The organism is Mesorhizobium waimense (assembly GCF_003601975.1).
Taxonomy (GTDB): Bacteria; Pseudomonadota; Alphaproteobacteria; order Rhizobiales; family Rhizobiaceae; genus Mesorhizobium; species Mesorhizobium waimense.
This window is the reverse complement of the sequence record NZ_QZWZ01000075.1, coordinates 1-17191: the sequence shown is the minus strand read 5'-3', so window position 1 is coordinate 17191 and position 17191 is coordinate 1. Positions and strand designations below refer to the sequence as shown.

13 protein-coding genes and 2 pseudogenes are annotated in these 17191 nt (G+C 57.9%); 12 read left to right on the top strand and 3 right to left on the bottom strand.

Features of this window, described 5'->3' with window-relative positions; translation table 11 throughout:
- Nucleotides 1-332 precede the first annotated feature (332 nt).
- Entirely contained in the window at nt 333-1460 is a 1128-nt protein-coding gene (locus D3227_RS37745; RefSeq protein WP_120019156.1) for an aminomethyl transferase family protein, read from the top strand.
- Nucleotides 1461-1671: 211 nt separating this feature from the next.
- A pseudogene (locus D3227_RS44590) lies at nt 1672-1896 on the top strand (hypothetical protein); the annotation flags it as partial.
- Nucleotides 1897-2190: 294 nt separating this feature from the next.
- Here the strand turns inward: D3227_RS44590 and D3227_RS37735 are convergent.
- Nucleotides 2191-3504, bottom strand: coding sequence for a type I glutamate--ammonia ligase (locus tag D3227_RS37735; RefSeq protein ID WP_120019158.1), 1314 nt, complete (start codon nt 3502-3504; stop codon nt 2191-2193).
- Nucleotides 3505-4176: 672 nt separating this feature from the next.
- Here D3227_RS37735 and D3227_RS37730 point away from each other — a divergent pair.
- The 9 genes from D3227_RS37730 (at nt 4177) to D3227_RS37690 (ending at nt 15997) form a co-directional block, all read left to right on the top strand.
- Entirely contained in the window at nt 4177-4953 is a 777-nt protein-coding gene (locus D3227_RS37730) for an N-formylglutamate amidohydrolase (protein ID WP_120019154.1), read from the top strand.
- Complete coding sequence (locus tag D3227_RS37725) at nt 4950-5594, top strand: cysteine hydrolase family protein (RefSeq protein WP_120019153.1); 645 nt, start codon at nt 4950-4952, stop codon at nt 5592-5594. The genes D3227_RS37730 and D3227_RS37725 overlap by 4 nt, the downstream gene beginning before the upstream one ends.
- Before the next feature lie 175 nt (nt 5595-5769).
- A complete protein-coding gene (locus D3227_RS37720; RefSeq protein ID WP_120019152.1) occupies nt 5770-7560 on the top strand; it encodes a branched-chain amino acid ABC transporter ATP-binding protein/permease in 1791 nt (596 codons plus the stop codon).
- Nucleotides 7557-8306 carry an ABC transporter ATP-binding protein gene (locus D3227_RS37715; RefSeq protein ID WP_120019151.1) on the top strand — a complete coding sequence of 250 codons (750 nt, stop codon included), beginning with the start codon at nt 7557-7559 and terminating at the stop codon, nt 8304-8306. The genes D3227_RS37720 and D3227_RS37715 overlap by 4 nt, the downstream gene beginning before the upstream one ends.
- 1 nt (nt 8307) lies before the next feature.
- Entirely contained in the window at nt 8308-9201 is an 894-nt protein-coding gene (locus D3227_RS37710) for a branched-chain amino acid ABC transporter permease (protein ID WP_095090619.1), read from the top strand.
- 137 nt (nt 9202-9338) lie between these two features.
- Nucleotides 9339-10658, top strand: coding sequence for an aspartate aminotransferase family protein (locus tag D3227_RS37705; RefSeq protein ID WP_120019150.1), 1320 nt, complete (start codon nt 9339-9341; stop codon nt 10656-10658).
- Between the two features lie 269 nt (nt 10659-10927).
- A complete protein-coding gene (locus tag D3227_RS37700; RefSeq protein WP_120019149.1) occupies nt 10928-11812 on the top strand; it encodes a MurR/RpiR family transcriptional regulator in 885 nt (294 codons plus the stop codon).
- Nucleotides 11813-11824: 12 nt separating this feature from the next.
- On the top strand, nt 11825-15031 hold the full coding sequence (locus tag D3227_RS37695) for a heterodisulfide reductase-related iron-sulfur binding cluster (RefSeq protein ID WP_245452114.1): 3207 nt from the start codon (nt 11825-11827) through the stop codon (nt 15029-15031).
- A gap of 3 nt (nt 15032-15034) precedes the next feature.
- A complete protein-coding gene (locus D3227_RS37690; protein ID WP_120019147.1) occupies nt 15035-15997 on the top strand; it encodes an electron transfer flavoprotein subunit alpha/FixB family protein in 963 nt (320 codons plus the stop codon).
- A 136-nt stretch (nt 15998-16133) separates the two neighbouring features.
- Here D3227_RS37690 and tnpB read toward each other — a convergent pair whose 3' ends face one another.
- Both tnpB and D3227_RS37675 read right to left on the bottom strand, forming a co-directional pair.
- A complete protein-coding gene (gene tnpB, locus D3227_RS37685; protein ID WP_208646563.1) occupies nt 16134-16466 on the bottom strand; it encodes an IS66 family insertion sequence element accessory protein TnpB in 333 nt (110 codons plus the stop codon).
- 149 nt (nt 16467-16615) lie between these two features.
- Nucleotides 16616-16759, bottom strand: a pseudogene (locus D3227_RS37675) (transposase domain-containing protein); the annotation flags it as partial.
- A 254-nt stretch (nt 16760-17013) separates the two neighbouring features.
- Here D3227_RS37675 and D3227_RS37670 point away from each other — a divergent pair.
- The coding region (locus D3227_RS37670) for a phage integrase N-terminal SAM-like domain-containing protein (RefSeq protein ID WP_167481045.1) at nt 17014-17191 on the top strand (178 nt) is incomplete at its 3' end.

Here is a 17191-nt window from a genome sequence, read left to right as displayed (position 1 = left end):
GCCCGGCCCCATCCCCTTGATCCTCAAATTGCTTGGTATCAGTTCCCTTCAACAGCCATCCACGAACGGGCTCGACCAAGAAACTACGCTGGAATATATTTTCTGTCTAGCCGACTATTGAGGCGGTTGACAATTTTTTTTCAGAACGGCATGCTTGTGATATGGGGCGTCTGCTGGGCGATAGCGGAGACCTGACCAGGAGACGCCGATCGAGGGCGGTTCGCGGGCCCAAAGATCTAATTCCGGCATCACGGCACTACCGAGGAATACCAGGGTCGAGCGACAATCTTTTTTGAGCCCAGCCACACAGCTTCAAGAGCCGGAGAAAATATATGGAAATGAGAACACCGTATCATTCGATCTATGAAAAACTTAATGCGCCAATTATCGATTTCGGCGGCTGGGGCGTGGCATCGCATATTACATCTCCAGATGCCGAATACCTGATGATCCGAAAGAGTGTCGGATTTGCAGAATACCATTTCCAAAGCTGCTTCGGAGTGTGCGGTCCGGAAGCATTCGACTTTATTCAGAGAATAATCGTCAACGACCTAGGCAAGATCAAGCCTGGCGGCACATTATATTCGAGCATTCTTGATGACCAGGCGAGGCTCATCGACGATGTGATCGTTTTCTGGATGAAGGAAGATCGGTTTATTATTCATGGCGGCATTACGCGAGAGGCGTCTCGCAAATGGTTTGCCGAAAAGTCAGAGGGAAAAAAGGTCTGGGTTACCGAGTTGTCCAATACGTTCCTGTCCATACAAGGACCAAAGTCCATCAATGTCCTTCAGAAGGCGGTCGACATAGCGGACCTTGAGCACAACCGATTGACGCAGCTTGATTTTGAAGGCGTTCCGGTCACGATTGCCCGGGTGGGTTTTTCCGGCGAGCTGGGTTACGAAGTGCATTTCGGCCCCGAATATGCTTTTGGAATGTGGGAGAAGTTCACCCGATATTGCGCCGAATATGGGGGCGGGCCTTTCGGACTCATGGCGGCATTCCCGATTGCGGTGGACAAAGGTTTCCTGTTTGGATCGGATTTTTACGCCGGTGGCTCGCCACTGGAATATGGACTTGGCTGGTCAGTGGCATTCGACAAGGGGTTCTTCCACGGTCGTGATGAAATGCTGCGTCGCAAGGAAACTGGGCTCCAGACCAAACTGGTGGGAATCGAAGCCGACGAAACGGAGCATGCGATCACTGGCGGTCTGCAACTAGCTCACAATGGCAAGACAGTCGGCGCGACCACCAACGGCTGGGTTAGTCCGGTACTGAAGCGAAATCTGGGACGAGCGTGGATAGCAATCGAGTTCGCCAAAGCTGGAACGGAACTGCAGGTAGAGTCGGAAAGCGGACCGAGAACGGTGAAAGTCAAAGAGAGCTATCGCTTCTTTGACCCCAAGAGCGAACGCGTCAGAGTGAATCCGCGTGACATGCTGCAGTCGACGCCTAACTGAACGGTGCGGATCTCGACTGCATTCTTTGGGTGGATGTGGGTAAGCTATTGGAGCCAGGTATGGGCTTTCAGCAGCCTTGTCTGTGAGATCCTGGTCGGAAGCAGAGGTTGTAAAGCTTCAGTGATCCTTCCAGGGCCGGATGACGTGCATGCCCGTCCGACGCCACACGGTCGTGGGCGGATTGTAAGGCAGGGTCGAGAGCGGCAGACCCGCCGGGGACATTGCCAAAGCCGTTGATGTTTGCCAGCGAACGGTTCGCAAATGTATTGACCGATATCGCGACAAGCGATTGCCAGGTTTGCGGGACCGCTCGTCCGGCTCCGGATCGGCTGCGGCGGCAGACGCGCCCATGGCGATTATAGAGATCATCAAAAACGCCTGCAGCACAGGGCGGAGATCGTGGCCGGGCATCCCCCGGCCCAGCTGCGTCGTTTGAGCTTGAACAAGCTCATCATGCAGCCGGAACCGTGCGCCGTATCCTCGGCCAGCCGATCCATTTTGGCGGCTCAGACGGATCGGCAATCGGCTTGTAGGGGACCGCGCCAACGGGCGATGTGCGGGGCGGTAATGGCTGACTGTGGCAAGTGGCTGCGGTTGCGCCCACTCCCGATGCCGTCGCAAACGAATACACCCTTCCAAGTTCGATCCGCTGGCTCCGGAGGTTTTCAACGGAGCCAGCGGACGGGTACAGGCCTTGGACTTCCTTCTTGCAGCCGTGTTTGGTTCGCGGTCAATACACGTCGGCATACGCGGCGCAGCGCGCACTGGTGTCGCGATCGCCCAAGTGCGCAATTTCGGCACGCTTGTGAGCGGTGTACACCGGAACAAAGCTTTCGGGAAACCATCCAGTCACGACCTCATTCTGCTCGAAGCGCTGCAACGCTTCTTCAAGCGATTGGGGCAGCCTTTTATAGCCCCGGGCGGCAAGGTCGACCTCCGAAAGGGAGGATAGGTCCTCCTGCGTCGGCTGGGGGGCCGGCAGCCCCTCTTCTATGCCCTGAGCCCCGGCATGGACGATGGCCGCCAGGGCTAGGTGGGGCGAAGCGGCCGCATCCGCGGCGCGGTATTCGAAGTTGTACTGCCGCGCGACCTTATCGGGGTCTGCAGAAGTCACGGGGCATATCCGGACCGAAGCTTCGCGATCCCGGAAACCGAGGTTGTTGTAGGCAGCACTCCAGCGGTGCGGCGTCAAGCGCAGATAGGAGATGTCGGAGGGCGCCGTCAGCGCTACGATAGAATCGAGGTACTTGAGCAAGCCGGCCGTGAACGACGCGGTTATCCTGGACATTCCGCAAGGGCCCTGCTCGTCGTAGGTTGTGGGCGCGCCGGACTCGTCAACGAAGCTCATATGGATATGAACTCCGTTACCGACGCTGGCCGGATCCAGTATGGGGGAGAAAGTTACCTGTTCGCCGTGGCGTACCGCCGTCATCCGGGTCAATTCCCTCAGTATCAATGCCTGATCCGCAGAGCGGTGACCCTGAGCTGGGCCGTTGGTAACTTCATACTGGTTGGGTCCGTATTCCTTCATGAAGGTATCGGGCGTCAGTCCTGCACTAGCGAGAGCTGACATCAAGGTCTCTCCGAACTGACGCCTTCGGGTGAAGCCGCGCAGAGAGAAGCCATCGGCCATGACCTCACCGCGATCGCGAAACTGGAACTCGTGCTCGAACGCGCTTACGAGGTGGATGCCGGCAGACGCTTGAAGGCGTTCAAGTGCCGCCTTGAGGATCGTGCGGGTGCAGCATTCCCAGGGGCGCCCCTCGAGATCGGTGATTTCGCCTAGCATAAACCGCTCGACAGGGCCGCCGTCTGAAAAGTCGACCTCGACGCCCGCATCTCGGTCGGGAATCAGAAGTAAGTCGCCGAGCGAGCCGAAAGGGCTTGGGGCGATCGCATCAAAACATGTGATCATTACATTCGTAGGTGTCCAACCGACGCCGCGCTTGAGACGCTTGTCAAGGTCCGAAACCGGAAACGCCTTTCCTCGGGTCCTGCCGGCGATGTCAGACGTGGCTGCGAAGATGAGCGGGTTAGAGATCATTGTTGTCCTTTCTTGAAGCTGGCTGGCGCACATCTAAGGTCCGTTACGGATCCTTGGGAAATCCTCGTCGCGGCGCAAGGTCTGTGGATGCCGCTTTTCCATAGCTGGCACCGCCCGATGGAAGACCGATGCTCTGGTTCGAACGACGCGTTATGGAATCGCCGCGTCGGAAACCTGCAGGCGAGGATCTTCCCGGGCGCACCCGCGGCGAACGGATGGCCAACCGCGGTTAGTGATTTGCGGTGGCCAGAATTGCGCACGATACGTCGTAGAGACCGTGCCGTGGCGGGCACATCTGCTGCTCGATTTCGATCTCGCATAGCTCTCTCCATCTCCCGTCCCGAGACAATGCAGAGATGAAAATTTTCTGTCAATTAAAAATGGATGATTGACAATGAAATAATAATTTCGTTCTGTCGACGTGGACAAGATGGGTTCGTCCTCACTGATCCCCGAAGGGAAGCCTTGATGCTTGCCCCGCACTTGCTCCGCGGGAGATGCTTGTTTGTCTAAAAGAATGGATAACGGGATGAGGATGATGCTCTTCCTTGCAGGGTTTGCGCGCACCAACCTACGGCCCGTTGGCGAGAACGAGATTATCGGTCACGGCCGAAGCCTTTTTCAACTTTCTCGGGGCGCCGTCTTTCCGGTCACCCGCACGTGGATACAAGCATGAAGCAAGCTGCCGATGCCCTTAGCTTATTGGGGCCGGGTGATCCTGCGCCGTGCGACATCGTCAATCCTGACGGTTCAAGTCCCGTGCTTCTCGTCTGTGAGCACGCCGGGCAGGCAATCCCAGCCGCTCTTGGAGACCTCGGCATTACGCGCGAGGCGCTCGATGATCATATCGGCTGGGACATCGGGGCGGCAGCTGTTGTTCGCCTTCTGGCTCTGCGACTTGATGCAGTTGCCGTTCTCCAGTCCTATAGCCGCCTGGTCATTGACTGCAACAGGCCGCCCGAGGCACCCGACGCGATTCCTTCGGTTAGCGACGGCAAGACCATACCAGGCAACCAGGAGATCGCGCTTACCGATCGCTTTGTGCGAACGGCGCAGATTTTCGAACCATTCCATGCAGAGATCGACCGCCGTCTGGACAGCGGTCGCCATACCGTGGCGATATCGGTCCACAGCTTCACACCGCGAATGAACAATGTGGCACGCCCCTGGGATATCGGCTTTCTGTTTCGCCTCGATGCAGAGACCCCGATACATCTGAGAGAATCCGTTTTGCGCCGATTTCCCGGCATCGTTGTGGGAATGAACGAGCCCTACCAGATCAGCGACGCTGGCGATTGGTTCGTTCCTCGCCACGGCGAGGCGCGGGGCATTCGTCACAGCCTTATCGAGATCCGCAATGATCATATCCGGACGGTGGAAGGTCAGGAACGCTGGGCCGGTATTGTTGGTGCAGCTATCGAGGATTTCTTAAACGGAGGCCCGAAATGACTCTGACCCGCAACCTGCCACTAATCCCTGATGAGTCGGCACTGTTGTTTGTGGACGTGCAGAACTTCAGCGCCCATCGGAAGGGCTCGGAGTTCGCAGGCCTTTCAGAGGTGGAGTTCGAAACCAGATATGGCTGGTACTTCAACGAACTCGACACCCGTGTCATACCGAACATGCAATTACTACAGGCCGCTTTCCGCAAGGCTCGCATCGAAGTGATGTACACGACGATCGAAAGTCTGACGCTTGACGGGAGGGACAGATCGCTCGACTACAAGATCACCGGCTTCCACGTGCCCAAGGGTTCTTGGGACGGAAAGGTGATCGACGAAATCGCCCCGGAAGGCGACGAGATCGTGTTGCCAAAATCCTCTTCTTCGGTCTTCATCTCCACCCATATCGACTACATCCTTCGGAATCTCGGCGTCAAGCAGTTAGGGGTTTGCGGGCTAATTACCGATCAGTGCGTGGAAAGCGCCATCCGCGATGCTTGTGACCTCGGCTATCTGGTCACGCAAATTACGGACGCATGCCTGACCTATACGCAGGAACGCCACGATAACTCATTGCGCACGATCAAAGGATACTGCCGTCAGGTCACAACCAGCGAAGTTGTTGCGGAACTTCAAGCGTCGCCTTGATATTTCCGCCCTCGACAGTGCCGCTGCTGACTTGTCCAATTCCCGGAGCCGTGTACGCGGCCTGGACTCGGTTTCAAGCTGCAGATGAATTGAAAAAAAATGATCACATCCAGCGCAATGGATTGACATTAAAAATAAAATGACAGAATCATAAGAAAAATAGCGCAGGGGTGTTATGTCTACTCAATCGCGGCGCCATGTTGTCCTTGCCTCCGTCGTCTGGGTCGGCTTGATTGTCCTGGCGTCGCTGGCCGCGGTCCTGCTGGGCGCCTCCAGCGAGCGGGTGCTGACGGTCTTCTTCGTCTCGCTGATCGCTGTCGCGGGCATGGGCGTCTATTGCGGGAACAGCGGTATCCTCAGTTTTGGGCACCTGTCCTTCATGGCGATTGGTGCCTACGCGTCATCAATTCTGACGCTGCCGATACCGACGAAGATAGCCACCCTCCCCAACTTGCCCGCTTGGTTGTCGTCGACTGAAATGGGCCTTATCCCCGCCACGGTGATAGCGGTGCTGCTTACCATGCTGGTCGCCCTTCTCGTGGGGCTGACGTTGCGTAGTATGGAGGGAGCGGTCGCGACTATCTCCACGTTGGGCCTACTCATAATCGTGCATGGAATCCTGATCGGTTGGCGCGACGTCACTCGCGGGTCCGGAACCTTCATCGGCGTTCAGCGGGAAACATCGCTTCTTGTGGCCGCCGTTGGGTGCGCCATCGCATTGGTCGTTGCACGTTTCTATCGCGATTCAGTCTATGGCCTACGCCTGCGGGCAAGCCGCGAGGACAGTATTGCGGCCCGCGCCGCAGGTGTGGATGTCCCCCGGGAAAGGCTGGTAGCCTGGGTTGTGAGCGCCGCCTTCATGGCTCTATCGGGAGCTCTGCTGGCGCACTTTCTAGGCGCGTTTAGCCCCAAGACTTTCTTCTTCGTCGACACATTCCAGCTTCTGGCAATGTTGATCTTGGGCGGAATGACGACCGTTACCGGCGCTGTCAGCGGCGCCGTGATGATCACATTGGTGACGGAGATTCTCCGCAGGCTTGAAGGCGGATTCGACTTCGCCGGTATGCACTTTCCCCAGTTCTTCGGCGCGACGCAGATCGGTATCGCTCTCATCATCCTGTTTGCCATGTCGAGAAAGGCCGACGGGCTGACCGGTCTGAAAGAATGGGAAGAACGCTTGTTCCCCGGCCGAACGAATATCGACCGGAAAGCCGGAGAGCTTGCAATAACGAATGGAGTGGCAACGGTCGGAGTACTCGAGGCCGCCGGCATAATGAAGCGGTTCGGCGGGCTTATGGCTGTAAATAGCGTATCCTTGTCGCTCAGGCCCGGCGAAATTGTCGGCCTCATCGGTCCCAACGGGTCGGGAAAAACGACGCTTCTAAATATATTGTCCGGCGTACTGACTGCGACAGATGGCAAGTTCACGCTGGGGGGCAGTTCGCTGAACGATGTTCCAGCTCATAGGATCGCCGAAAAGGGTATCGCCCGAACCTTTCAGAATATCCGTTTGTTTTCAAATCTGACCGTGTACCAAAACGTGGAGGTTGCAGCGCTTGCGACGCACTGTGGAAACAACGCCCGCGCGCGTGTCGAAGCCGCGCTAACCCGTATGAGCATCGTCGGATTTGCAGACAAGGTTGCCCAAACCCTCTCTTACGGCGATCAACGACGTGTGGAAATCGCAAGGGCTTTGGCGTGCCAGCCCTCTATTCTCTTTCTTGACGAGCCTGCTGCGGGAATGAACCGGGAAGAGACCGACAACTTGATGGCAACTCTGCGTCGTCTCACCACTGATCTGGGGATCGGCGTGCTGCTGGTCGATCATGACCTCAAGCTCATCAACGAACTCTGCGACCGTATCGTGGTGCTCAATGAGGGCCGTGTGATTGCCGAGGGAACGCCGACCACGATCAAGAGCAATCCGGCCGTGATCGAAGCCTATTTGGGAAGGAGTGGCAAATGAGACCAATCCGCCAGGAGGAGATCCAAGTGGCCAGTGCGCTCCTGACAGCAACGTCTCTGAAGGTGCGGTACGGCGCCGTGGAGGCGGTGCGCGGGATCGATTTTGAGATCCGGGCGGGGGAAATCGTAGCTTTTCTCGGGGCCAACGGAGCCGGCAAGTCGTCCACACTTAATGCCCTTGTCGGGTTGGTCGCGCTCGCTTCCGGAAAAGTCGTTTTCGATGGGCATGAAATCACGAATGGCAAGCCCGAAACGCTGGTGTCCGCTGGCCTGACCCTGTCGCCCGAAGGGCGTCGAATATTTCCCACACTCAGTGTCGCTGACAATCTCCGGATGGGAGCATATAGCGTTGTCAGCAAACAGAAGGTGGCCGAGGCCTGGGAACGGGTCTTCGAACTGTTTCCGATCCTGTATGAGCGACGTAACCAGCTCTCCGGGACCCTCTCGGGAGGGCAACAGCAAATGCTGGCCGTCGGTCGCGCTTTGATGAGCGGACCAAGGCTCTTGCTTCTTGACGAGCCCTCGTTGGGTCTGGCTCCAAAAATCGTCGAACAAATCTTCGAGCTCATCGTAAGGTTGCGCGAACATGAGGTCACAATGGCCATAGTGGAACAGAATGTCGCAATGTGCCTGGAAGTTGCCGACAGAGGCTATGTAATGGCCAGCGGTCGCATCGTCTTCCAAGGTAATGCTTCGGAGCTGAAATCGACGACGTTTCTTCAGGATGCTTATTTGGGGGGAAATTAGTATGGATTTCTTCGTGCAGCAAACCCTCAACGCAATTGCCCTGGGAGGAACCTATGCGCTTCTGGCGCTCGGGCTGGCGGTGGTCTTCTCAATCATGAAGCTGATAAATTTCGCCCATGGCGAACTGATGACGTCCGCCGGTTACGTGCTGATGTATTGCGGTTTGCACGGGGTTCCGTTCGCACTATCAGTGGCTTTGGCAATTTTGACCTCGACTGTCCTCGCAGTCCTTATGGAGCGCGTGGCATTCAGGTCTGTGCGCAATGCTTCCGGCGCCACCATGCTCATCACCTCCTTCGCGGTCGCGACGGTCCTGCAGGTGTTGTTTCAGAATCTGATTTCCTCGCGCTCCCAGCCCGTTCTTCTGCCGAATTTCCTTTCGGAGAGCGTTACCGTGGCGGGCTTTGTCATTGGCAACAACAAGATCGTCGCCATAGTTGCTACGGTCGTCATGCTGGGCTTCCTGGACTGGTTCATGAAATACCAGAAGCACGGTATCGCCATGCGCGCCGCCGCGGAGGACTTCGCCGTAGCAAGGCTGATGGGCATCCGCGCCAATACCGTCATCGCCGGAGCTTTCGCCCTGTCGGGTCTTCTCGCCGGCGTGGCTGCGGTTCTCTGGGTTTCGCAGCGAGCTTCGGTTGATCCTCTGATGGGCTTCACTCCGGTTCTCAAGGCTTTCATCGCCGCCATCCTCGGTGGCCTGGGCAGCTTGCGCGGCGCGGTGGCAGGCGGCTTTATGCTCGGCTTTATCGAAATCTACCTCGCTGCATTTCTTCCGCCTGACATGCAGGAGTTCCGTGACCCGATCGGCCTAGGAATTGTCGTGCTTCTGCTGCTACTGCGGCCAAACGGCCTGATCCCCTCGCCCGGCCTGGGTGCCGTTAAGGCGTGAGTATCCTTCGCGCCTGGCGCGACCGTGACCTCGCGGGAGGCAGCCCCTCCCCGTACCGAGCCTCTGCGACTTCCAGGAGCAGGACTCCGCATTCAGTCCCCCCGCACGGATAGCGGCGAATTGGGAAAGGACCGTTAATGGACGGACGCACACTTCAGGAGCGGGACCGTCAGGCTCTGTCTGCATTACAGAAACTGCGCTTTTTTCCCCTTTCGGTAACAGCCGGCGCTGGGTGCATGCTGGTCGAGGAAGGCGGTCGGCAGTTGCTTGACCTGTCCGCTGCGTGGGGGGCGGCAAGTCTTGGATATGCGCACCCGGCACTAAATCTGGCAGTTGCGGAGGCGATGGCGTCGCAGGCTGGCGCATCGATCCTTTCGTCCACCAACGCACCCGCTGTCGAACTGGCCGAAAAACTTCTCGATCTGGTACCCGGTTCCGACGATCGCCGCGTCTGGCTTGGACACTCAGGCAGCGACGCGAATGAGATGGTCGCCCGCGCCGTGCCGGAAGCAACGAGGCGCCCTCGGATCATGGCATTCTCGGGCGCCTATCACGGCGGCACCTTGGGCTCGATGTCCATCTCCGGGCATTTTGCGCAAGAAGGCGTGGAAAAACATCGCGGACTAATTCTGGTTCCATATCCCGATCCGTACCGCCCATTTGGCGACGATCCAGGAGGTGGCGCCCTTCTCGCTCACATCGAGCATCTGCTTCAGGCCGAAGGCACAGGGGAAGAGGTCGGATGTTTCTTCATGGAGCCCATACAATCAGACGGCGGAATGATCGTACCGCCGCCAGGGTTTCTATCGCGACTCTCCGACCTCTGCCGGAGATACGGAATCTTGACGGTGTGTGACGAGGTCAAGGTCGGCCTCGGTCGGCCTGGTCGCCTGAATTGTTTCGAACATGAGGACTTCACGCCGGACATTCTTGTGCTTGGCAAGGGCTTAGGCGGCGGGCTGCCGATATCGGCCGTTGCCGGCCCCTCCCGGATCATGGATCACGCCCGAGCGTATTCCATGCAAACCCTGCATGGGAACCCGATCTGCGCCTCGGCCGCACTTGCCGTTCTTTCGACCATCGAGGCGGACGGCTTGGCAGGGAATGCCGATACCGTGGGTCGCGTCTTGATTGAGGAGATCATGCGCGCCACCTCCAGCACGGAATGCGTAGGCGATGTACGGGGACGCGGCCTGGCTATTGGAGTGGAGTTGGTCAAAGACGGAACCAGCGAGCCCAATCCAGACCTTGCGCGTAAGACCGTGTTCCGCGCCTGGCAACTAGGGGCGGTTCTCTACAGCGTCGGTATGCATTCAAACGTGCTGGAATTGACGCCTCCTCTCATCCTAACGGAAAGCCAGGCGAAGTTCGCCGCCGAAACCATCGCCCAGGCTATCAAGGACGCCCACATGGGACTGGTCGGTGACGACGACATCTCTGATTTCACGGGCTGGTGAATAGTCGCAAGCGTTGGAACTGCCGTTCCTGATGAGCGGACTTCCGGCGATGAGGCCACAGCGCGACAGGCAGGGTTAAGTGACTTGGCTGGTCCGACATCGGTCATTCGCCGAGGCAACGTAAGCCTCCTCCCGTTGCGCGACCAGGCCAGGGTCGAAACGAGAAGGGACAAATTCGGGCTTGATAAATAGCTTTCAGTGCAACATACTATGCCAGCTTTTGACAACATATTTGCAACATGGCCGCACCCCGCCCGAGAAGGTAAAGCATGAGTGACAGCCCAGCTTCCGTCGGAACAGTACGGGAACAAATCAGGAGAGCCTCAGAGTCGCTCACCGCGACTGAGCGCCGCCTGTCTGCGCTGATCCTGTCAAACTACCCGTTTGCCGGTCTTGAGCCAATTCAGACCATTGCGACATCGTCAAACGTCTCGGCTCCTTCTATCTCGCGGTTTGTCAGCAAGCTGGGCTATCAGGGGTTTCAGGATTTTCAGCAGCAACTCATCAAGGAACTGAGGGAGGGGCATAAGTCCCCCCTTGATCTTCACACCGCTACAAGTCCTTTGGCGGAAGACTTTTTCGACAAATTCACCGCTAAGTCCGCGGAACTGCTTAAGGAATCCGCCAAGTCGATCACAGTCGCGCAGTTTGAAAGGGTGGGATCGCTGCTATCGGACCCCAAATCCGAAATCTTCCTGTTGGGCGGCCGCATGAGCGATCTGGTCGCGCAATTCCTGTCGCGGCATCTAAAACAAATCCGTCCCGGCGTGAACCAAGTTTCGTCCGAACCTGATTGGTGGCCCGAGTATATCCTGCGTATGCGGCAACGAGACATTTTGGTTCTTGTTGATTTTCGCAGATATCAGCGCTCTCTTGAGGAATTTGCTGAAAGGGCATCGAAACATTGCGGGCTGAAAATCGTGCTGATTACCGATAGTTGGATGTCGCCTATCTCCAAATATGCGTCTGACATTCTTGCGCTGAATATCGATAGTGGAACGGTATTCGATAGCTATATTGCGGCGTTTTCGCTCGTCGAAGCTCTCATGACGCGGGTTGCAGAGGCAACCTGGCCGCAAGCCAGTCAGAGGATCAAGAGATGGGACTCGCTACGGACCTTGCCCGACGATCAAGCGAAAAGCCTCAAATCGTAGCTGGAACACTGATTGGCCACGGCCGATCAATATCGAGGTCGCATGGAAACCCGTGAACTTTTCTGGTCATTGACGCCCAATGCCATTGTGCTGTTTTACGTCATTGGGTATGGCGCTATCGCGGTTTTTCTATACGGGATTTTGCGTCACCTGGTTAAGTACTATCGCGGTCGCTCACCGGGCAAGATTCCTTCGTTGGGCTCGCGCATTCAGCGCCTGCTGACCGATCTCCTGACCCACCGCACACTGAAGAAGCGCGACCGATACGCTGGCTATGCCCATATGGGTATCTTCTTCGGGTTCTTGATTGCCGCGGCAGGCACCGCAACCATCACGCTCGAATACGACATCATCTATCCACTTTTCAGAATACGTTTTTGGAAGGGGGATTTCTACCTTCTATTCAGCCTGATCCTCGATCTAGGCCATTTGGCGCTCACCGCCGGCATCGTCATGATGATTTGGCGCCGGGCAGCGTTCAGGCTTCCGAGACTTAGCTATCTGCGCTCCTACAAGGGCGAAACCGAACTGCGCCCCGTGGCCAAGATGTGGAAGCTCGAGGATTGGAGCTTTCTGATCGTCCTCTTGCTAATCGAGTTGTCGGGCTTTTTGCAGGAGGCCGTCGGCCTGATGGTGGACAAGCCCGAATGGGCGATCTGGTCGCCCGTCGGTTTGGTCCTGGCAAAGTCGTTCAGCGGCTTGGGGATGAGCGAGGGGACAGCCGCGGCCATTCGCGGTGCGAACTGGTGGATGCATGGGGTGCTTGCCCTAGCCTTTACTGCCGCAATTCCCTGGTACAAGGCCAAGCACATAATTGCAGTAATCGGCTCTCTCGCAATGCGCGACGACCGGCCGCTTTCGCGCCTGCCTCGGGAACCTGAGGGCAAGGACGAAAGTGGTGTTGCCTGCATGTCCGATTTCTCGTGGAAGGACATGCTGAATTTTGACGCCTGCACAAAGTGCGGCCGCTGCCACGAGGTCTGTCCTGCGACCAATGCCGGTTATCCACTCAGCCCGCGAGATTTAATCCTCGACCTGAGGACGTACAATGACAAGGTTCGGGGGCGCAGCGAGGAAGGCGTCGATCTGATCGGGGACATCATCGCGCCCGAGACATTGTGGTCGTGCCGAACCTGTGGCGCGTGCCAAGAGGTCTGCCCGGTCGGGATCGAACACCCGACAATCATCGTGCAGATGCGCAGACATCTGGTTGAACAGGGCGAGATGGAGCCGATGCTTCAGACGGCGCTCGACGCCATTGCCAACACCGGAAACAGCTTCGGCGAAAATGCCCGCAACCGCGCAGCTTGGACTCGCGAACTCGGCTTTGCCGTGAAAGACATCCGCAAGGAACGGGCGGACCTACTTTGGTTCGTAGGCGACTATGCCTCTTTCGATCCGAGGAACCAGCGAGTCAGCCGAGCCTTCGCCACGCTGCTCAAAGCTGCGGGCAAGGATTTTGCCCTGTTGCACGAAGGCGAACGCAATGCGGGTAACGACGTGCGCCGGGTTGGCGAGGAAGGGCTTTTCGAAACGCTCGTGGATGGAAATCTGGCCGCAATAGGGTGCGCGCAGCCGTTCGAAAGGATCATTACAACCGACCCGCACAGCTACAATACCATCCGCAACGAATATCCGGAATTCGGCGAAACGCCGCTGATCGAGCACTACACTTCCGTTTTGGCCGACATGCTGAGCTCTGGCCAGCTTAAGGTTTCCAACCCGCTGAACAAGCGAGTGACTTTCCACGACCCCTGCCATCTAGGGCGACTCAACGGGGGATATGATGCCCCGCGCGAAGTTTTGAGGGCAATCGGTTGCGAAGTGGTCGAGATGCCACGCAATCGAGAGAATTCGTTCTGCTGCGGAGCCGGAGGCGGCAGGATCTGGATGCCCGATCCCCCTGGTAAAGAAAAGCCATCCGAAAACAGGATCCACGAGGCAGCAGCGCTTGGGGACATCGATGTATTTGTGACCTGTTGCCCAAAGGATTTGACCATGTTCGAAGACGCACGAAAGACCAGCGGTCATGAACGTGATTTCGTCGTGATGGACATTGCCGAGCTCGTGGCCGAGGCGGTCAAGCTAGGAACTTTGACGCCAGAGAACCTGCCTCCGATCGTGGATCGACTGACTGACGCCATCGCATCGCGCATAGCCGATGTGGTGAGTGCGAGACTTGAAGAGATGCTAGGCCGGTTCGCGCCTCCGGCTGTGACGGACGCCTCGGCGGTCATCCCTCTGCCAGACCGAACGCTCCCGCAGTCCGACGAAGATACGGCCCTACAAAAGCAACAAATGCCGGCTCACCCGGCGCCCGAACCGGCCACTGTCCCGCCGGCCAAGGCGAGCACGCCAAGTATCGAGGTGCCGATCGCAAGTACGAACTGGGACAACCCCTCCCCCCTGCAGCCAGCGGTTTTCGAGGCTTATGCAGCTCCGGAAAAGACAGGCATCCGTATCCTTGTGACGGTGAAGAACGTAGCCAAGCTTGGCGACGAGATACGGTTCACCGCCGACGGACGGGACGTCGTCAGCGATTATGTCCAGTACGAACTCAACGAATGGGACGATTCTGCGCTGGAACAGGCACTGCTGCTGACAGAGGCAAATGGCGGTGGTGAAGTGGTGGCTGTCTGTGTCGGCCCGGAAGAGGCCGAACAATCGCTTCGCAAAGTTCTGGCCAAGGGTGCCGATCGGGCCGTGCGGATCTGGAGCGATGGGCTGTCTAATGCGGACCCATTGGTCATTGCACGCGCCATCGCCGGAATAGCCAAGGCCGAGGACCCCGATCTGATCTTTTGCGGAACGCAGAGCGCCGATAATGCCCATGGTTCCACCAGCACTGCCCTGGCGGCGATTCTGGGCCTGCCACGCGCCGTGGTCGTGGAATCCGTTCGGTGGGATGATCGCGGTGCACTAACCGTGACGCGAGAGCTTGAAGGGGGCATCAAGGAAATCCTGACGATGCCCACGCCGGCCGTCTTGGCGATCCAGACGGGAACCGACTTGCCACGATATGCGACGATGAAGATGATCAAGCAAGCCAGGAACAAACCGCTTGAAGTCGTCGATGGATCGAGCGCCATCGACGGCGTTGGTGGTTATCGCGTTCGTCGGATGTACGTACCGGTTCGACAGCGCGCGGCGATGCTGGAGGGGACCGCCGAGCAAGTGGCCGAGAAGATTGCCGCTATAATTCACGAAAGAATGGGGTAGGTCGTGCCTGGGATTCTTGTGGTTGCTGAACAGCATAACGGCCAACTCTGCGACGTTACCGCCGAATTGATAGGCGCGGCGGTGACGGTCAAAAGCCGGATCGGCGGCCCATTGCGGGTACTGGTGATTGGGGCCAGTGTCAACCCACTGTCAAAAGGTGTGGCACTCGCCGGTGTCGACGAAATCCAGACGGTGCAAACGGCATCGGATCATTTCGACCCGCTTGTCTACGAGCAGGCGGTAATGGCCGCGGCAAGCCAGGACAAACCTTTCCTCATTCTGATTGCGCATACCGCGAACGGCACAGCCTTCGCCGCAGGTGTTGCCGCACGGCTCGGCGCAGGCCTCGCCAGCGACGTTTTCGGTCTCGACGTCGAAGGCGAATTAATCGCCACGCGTTCCGCATACCGTAACAAGGTGGCGATGGAGCTAGATTTCCCTGGGAAGGACGTTGTTGTGCTAACCTTGCGCGGTGCAACCTTTGCGCCTGCGGAACAGGGTGGTTCGGCGCCGGTGTCACCCATATCGTTGCTTCTGGGGGCGATCAAAGGCGCCTCGTCCCACATCGAGTATCAGGAGCCGACATCCTCGGGCATAGACATAACAAAGGCCGAATTCATCCTTTCCGTCGGACGCGGTATCCAGAACAAGGACAATGTGCAGCGATTTGAGGCTCTGGCCGAGAGGATCGGAGCTGTTTTGGGCTGTTCGCGACCCATTGTGGACAGCGGCTGGCTCCCAAAGGCGCATCAGGTCGGGCAGTCCGGAAAACTCGCCTCGAACTGCCAGCTCTATCTGGCGGTCGGGATCTCAGGCGCGACCCAGCATTTGTTCGGGATGAAGCATGTGCCTGTCATCATTGCGGTCAATACGGATCTCGGCGCCCCCATTTTCGATGTTGCGACCTTCGGTACCACTGTCGATATGTTCGAACTGGCCGATGCGCTGGAGCGGCACTTCAATTGAGACGGACGGAGTCAGCCTCAATCGAATCTATGCTGCTTAAGCAAGATCGGAGTGGGCTGCGCGCCCCTTGGGGCGACCTTTGAAGCCGATGCCCATTTGCCGGCCGTGAGATCGATCAGGATCGCTTTACGACATTTCACATTTCGACCAGTTTTACATGACCATCTCGGCTGCTGCGGCGTTTCTCGGCGCCCCCTCCTACCGAAATATCTAATCGAGACGGAGCTCGAGGGTGGAATTTTGATTGGTGAGCGACAGGGCGACCTGATCCTTCGTGGTTGGCTAGGCAAAACAACTCATCGGTGAGCCGCTTATGACCCTTGCGTCCACGGAAGCAGAAGATCGCGCCAGTGTGCGGATTGAGCGCGAGCACCTGCTGCACCATCCGCGCCAGGCTGTTGATCCCGCGGCGCATATCGGTCGCGCCGCAGCGCAGGTAAATCCGATCGGTCGGCACCACCGTGATCATCTGGTCAACTCCGCCAGGACGATGCGCAGTGCTGTGGGATCGACCGTCCCGTCGATCCGCAATCGCGCGCCGCTCGGAAAGGCCACGACGATCCTGCCGGCCGAGTCCGAGCAATCGGCGACGTGGGCGTTCGACCGTAAGCGATGTTCTCAGGCCACTGCGCTGAGTTCGGGAGCGCGGATGTAGGCCCACGGCAGGAGATCGTCGATCTGGCTGTTTGGATGGCCGTTGACGATCCTGGTGAGGACGTCGGTGAGATAGCCGAGCGGCTCGACACCGTTGAGTTTGCAGGTTTATGCCGACCGTCGAACTATGCCGAGTGAGCAAGTTTTTACCAATGCTTTCCGTAACGTAGCGGTAGCAGGATCGGCATAGCCTAGGTTGGACTAACCCGCTCCGCCGCGGCGGAGCGGCAAGGGGGTGTACGCCGACGGCGCGGTCTTGATGGCGTCCTCTGTCGTGCCGGTCGGGCGTTCAATAGGAGCTCCAACTGCGCGAGCATGGGGTGGCTGCTTGCAGCCCATTCCATCGGACAAAGGAGCTTGTCATGACCCAACTTCGGCAACGCATGAGCGAGGACATGCAGGTGCGCAACTTCGCGCTCAACACCCAGCTCTCCTATCTGCAACAGGTGTCGCTATTCGCCCGCCACTTCGGCAAGTCGCCGGACGTGCTCGGGCGCGAGGACATTCGGACCTATCAGGTCTATCTGACCAACGAGAAGA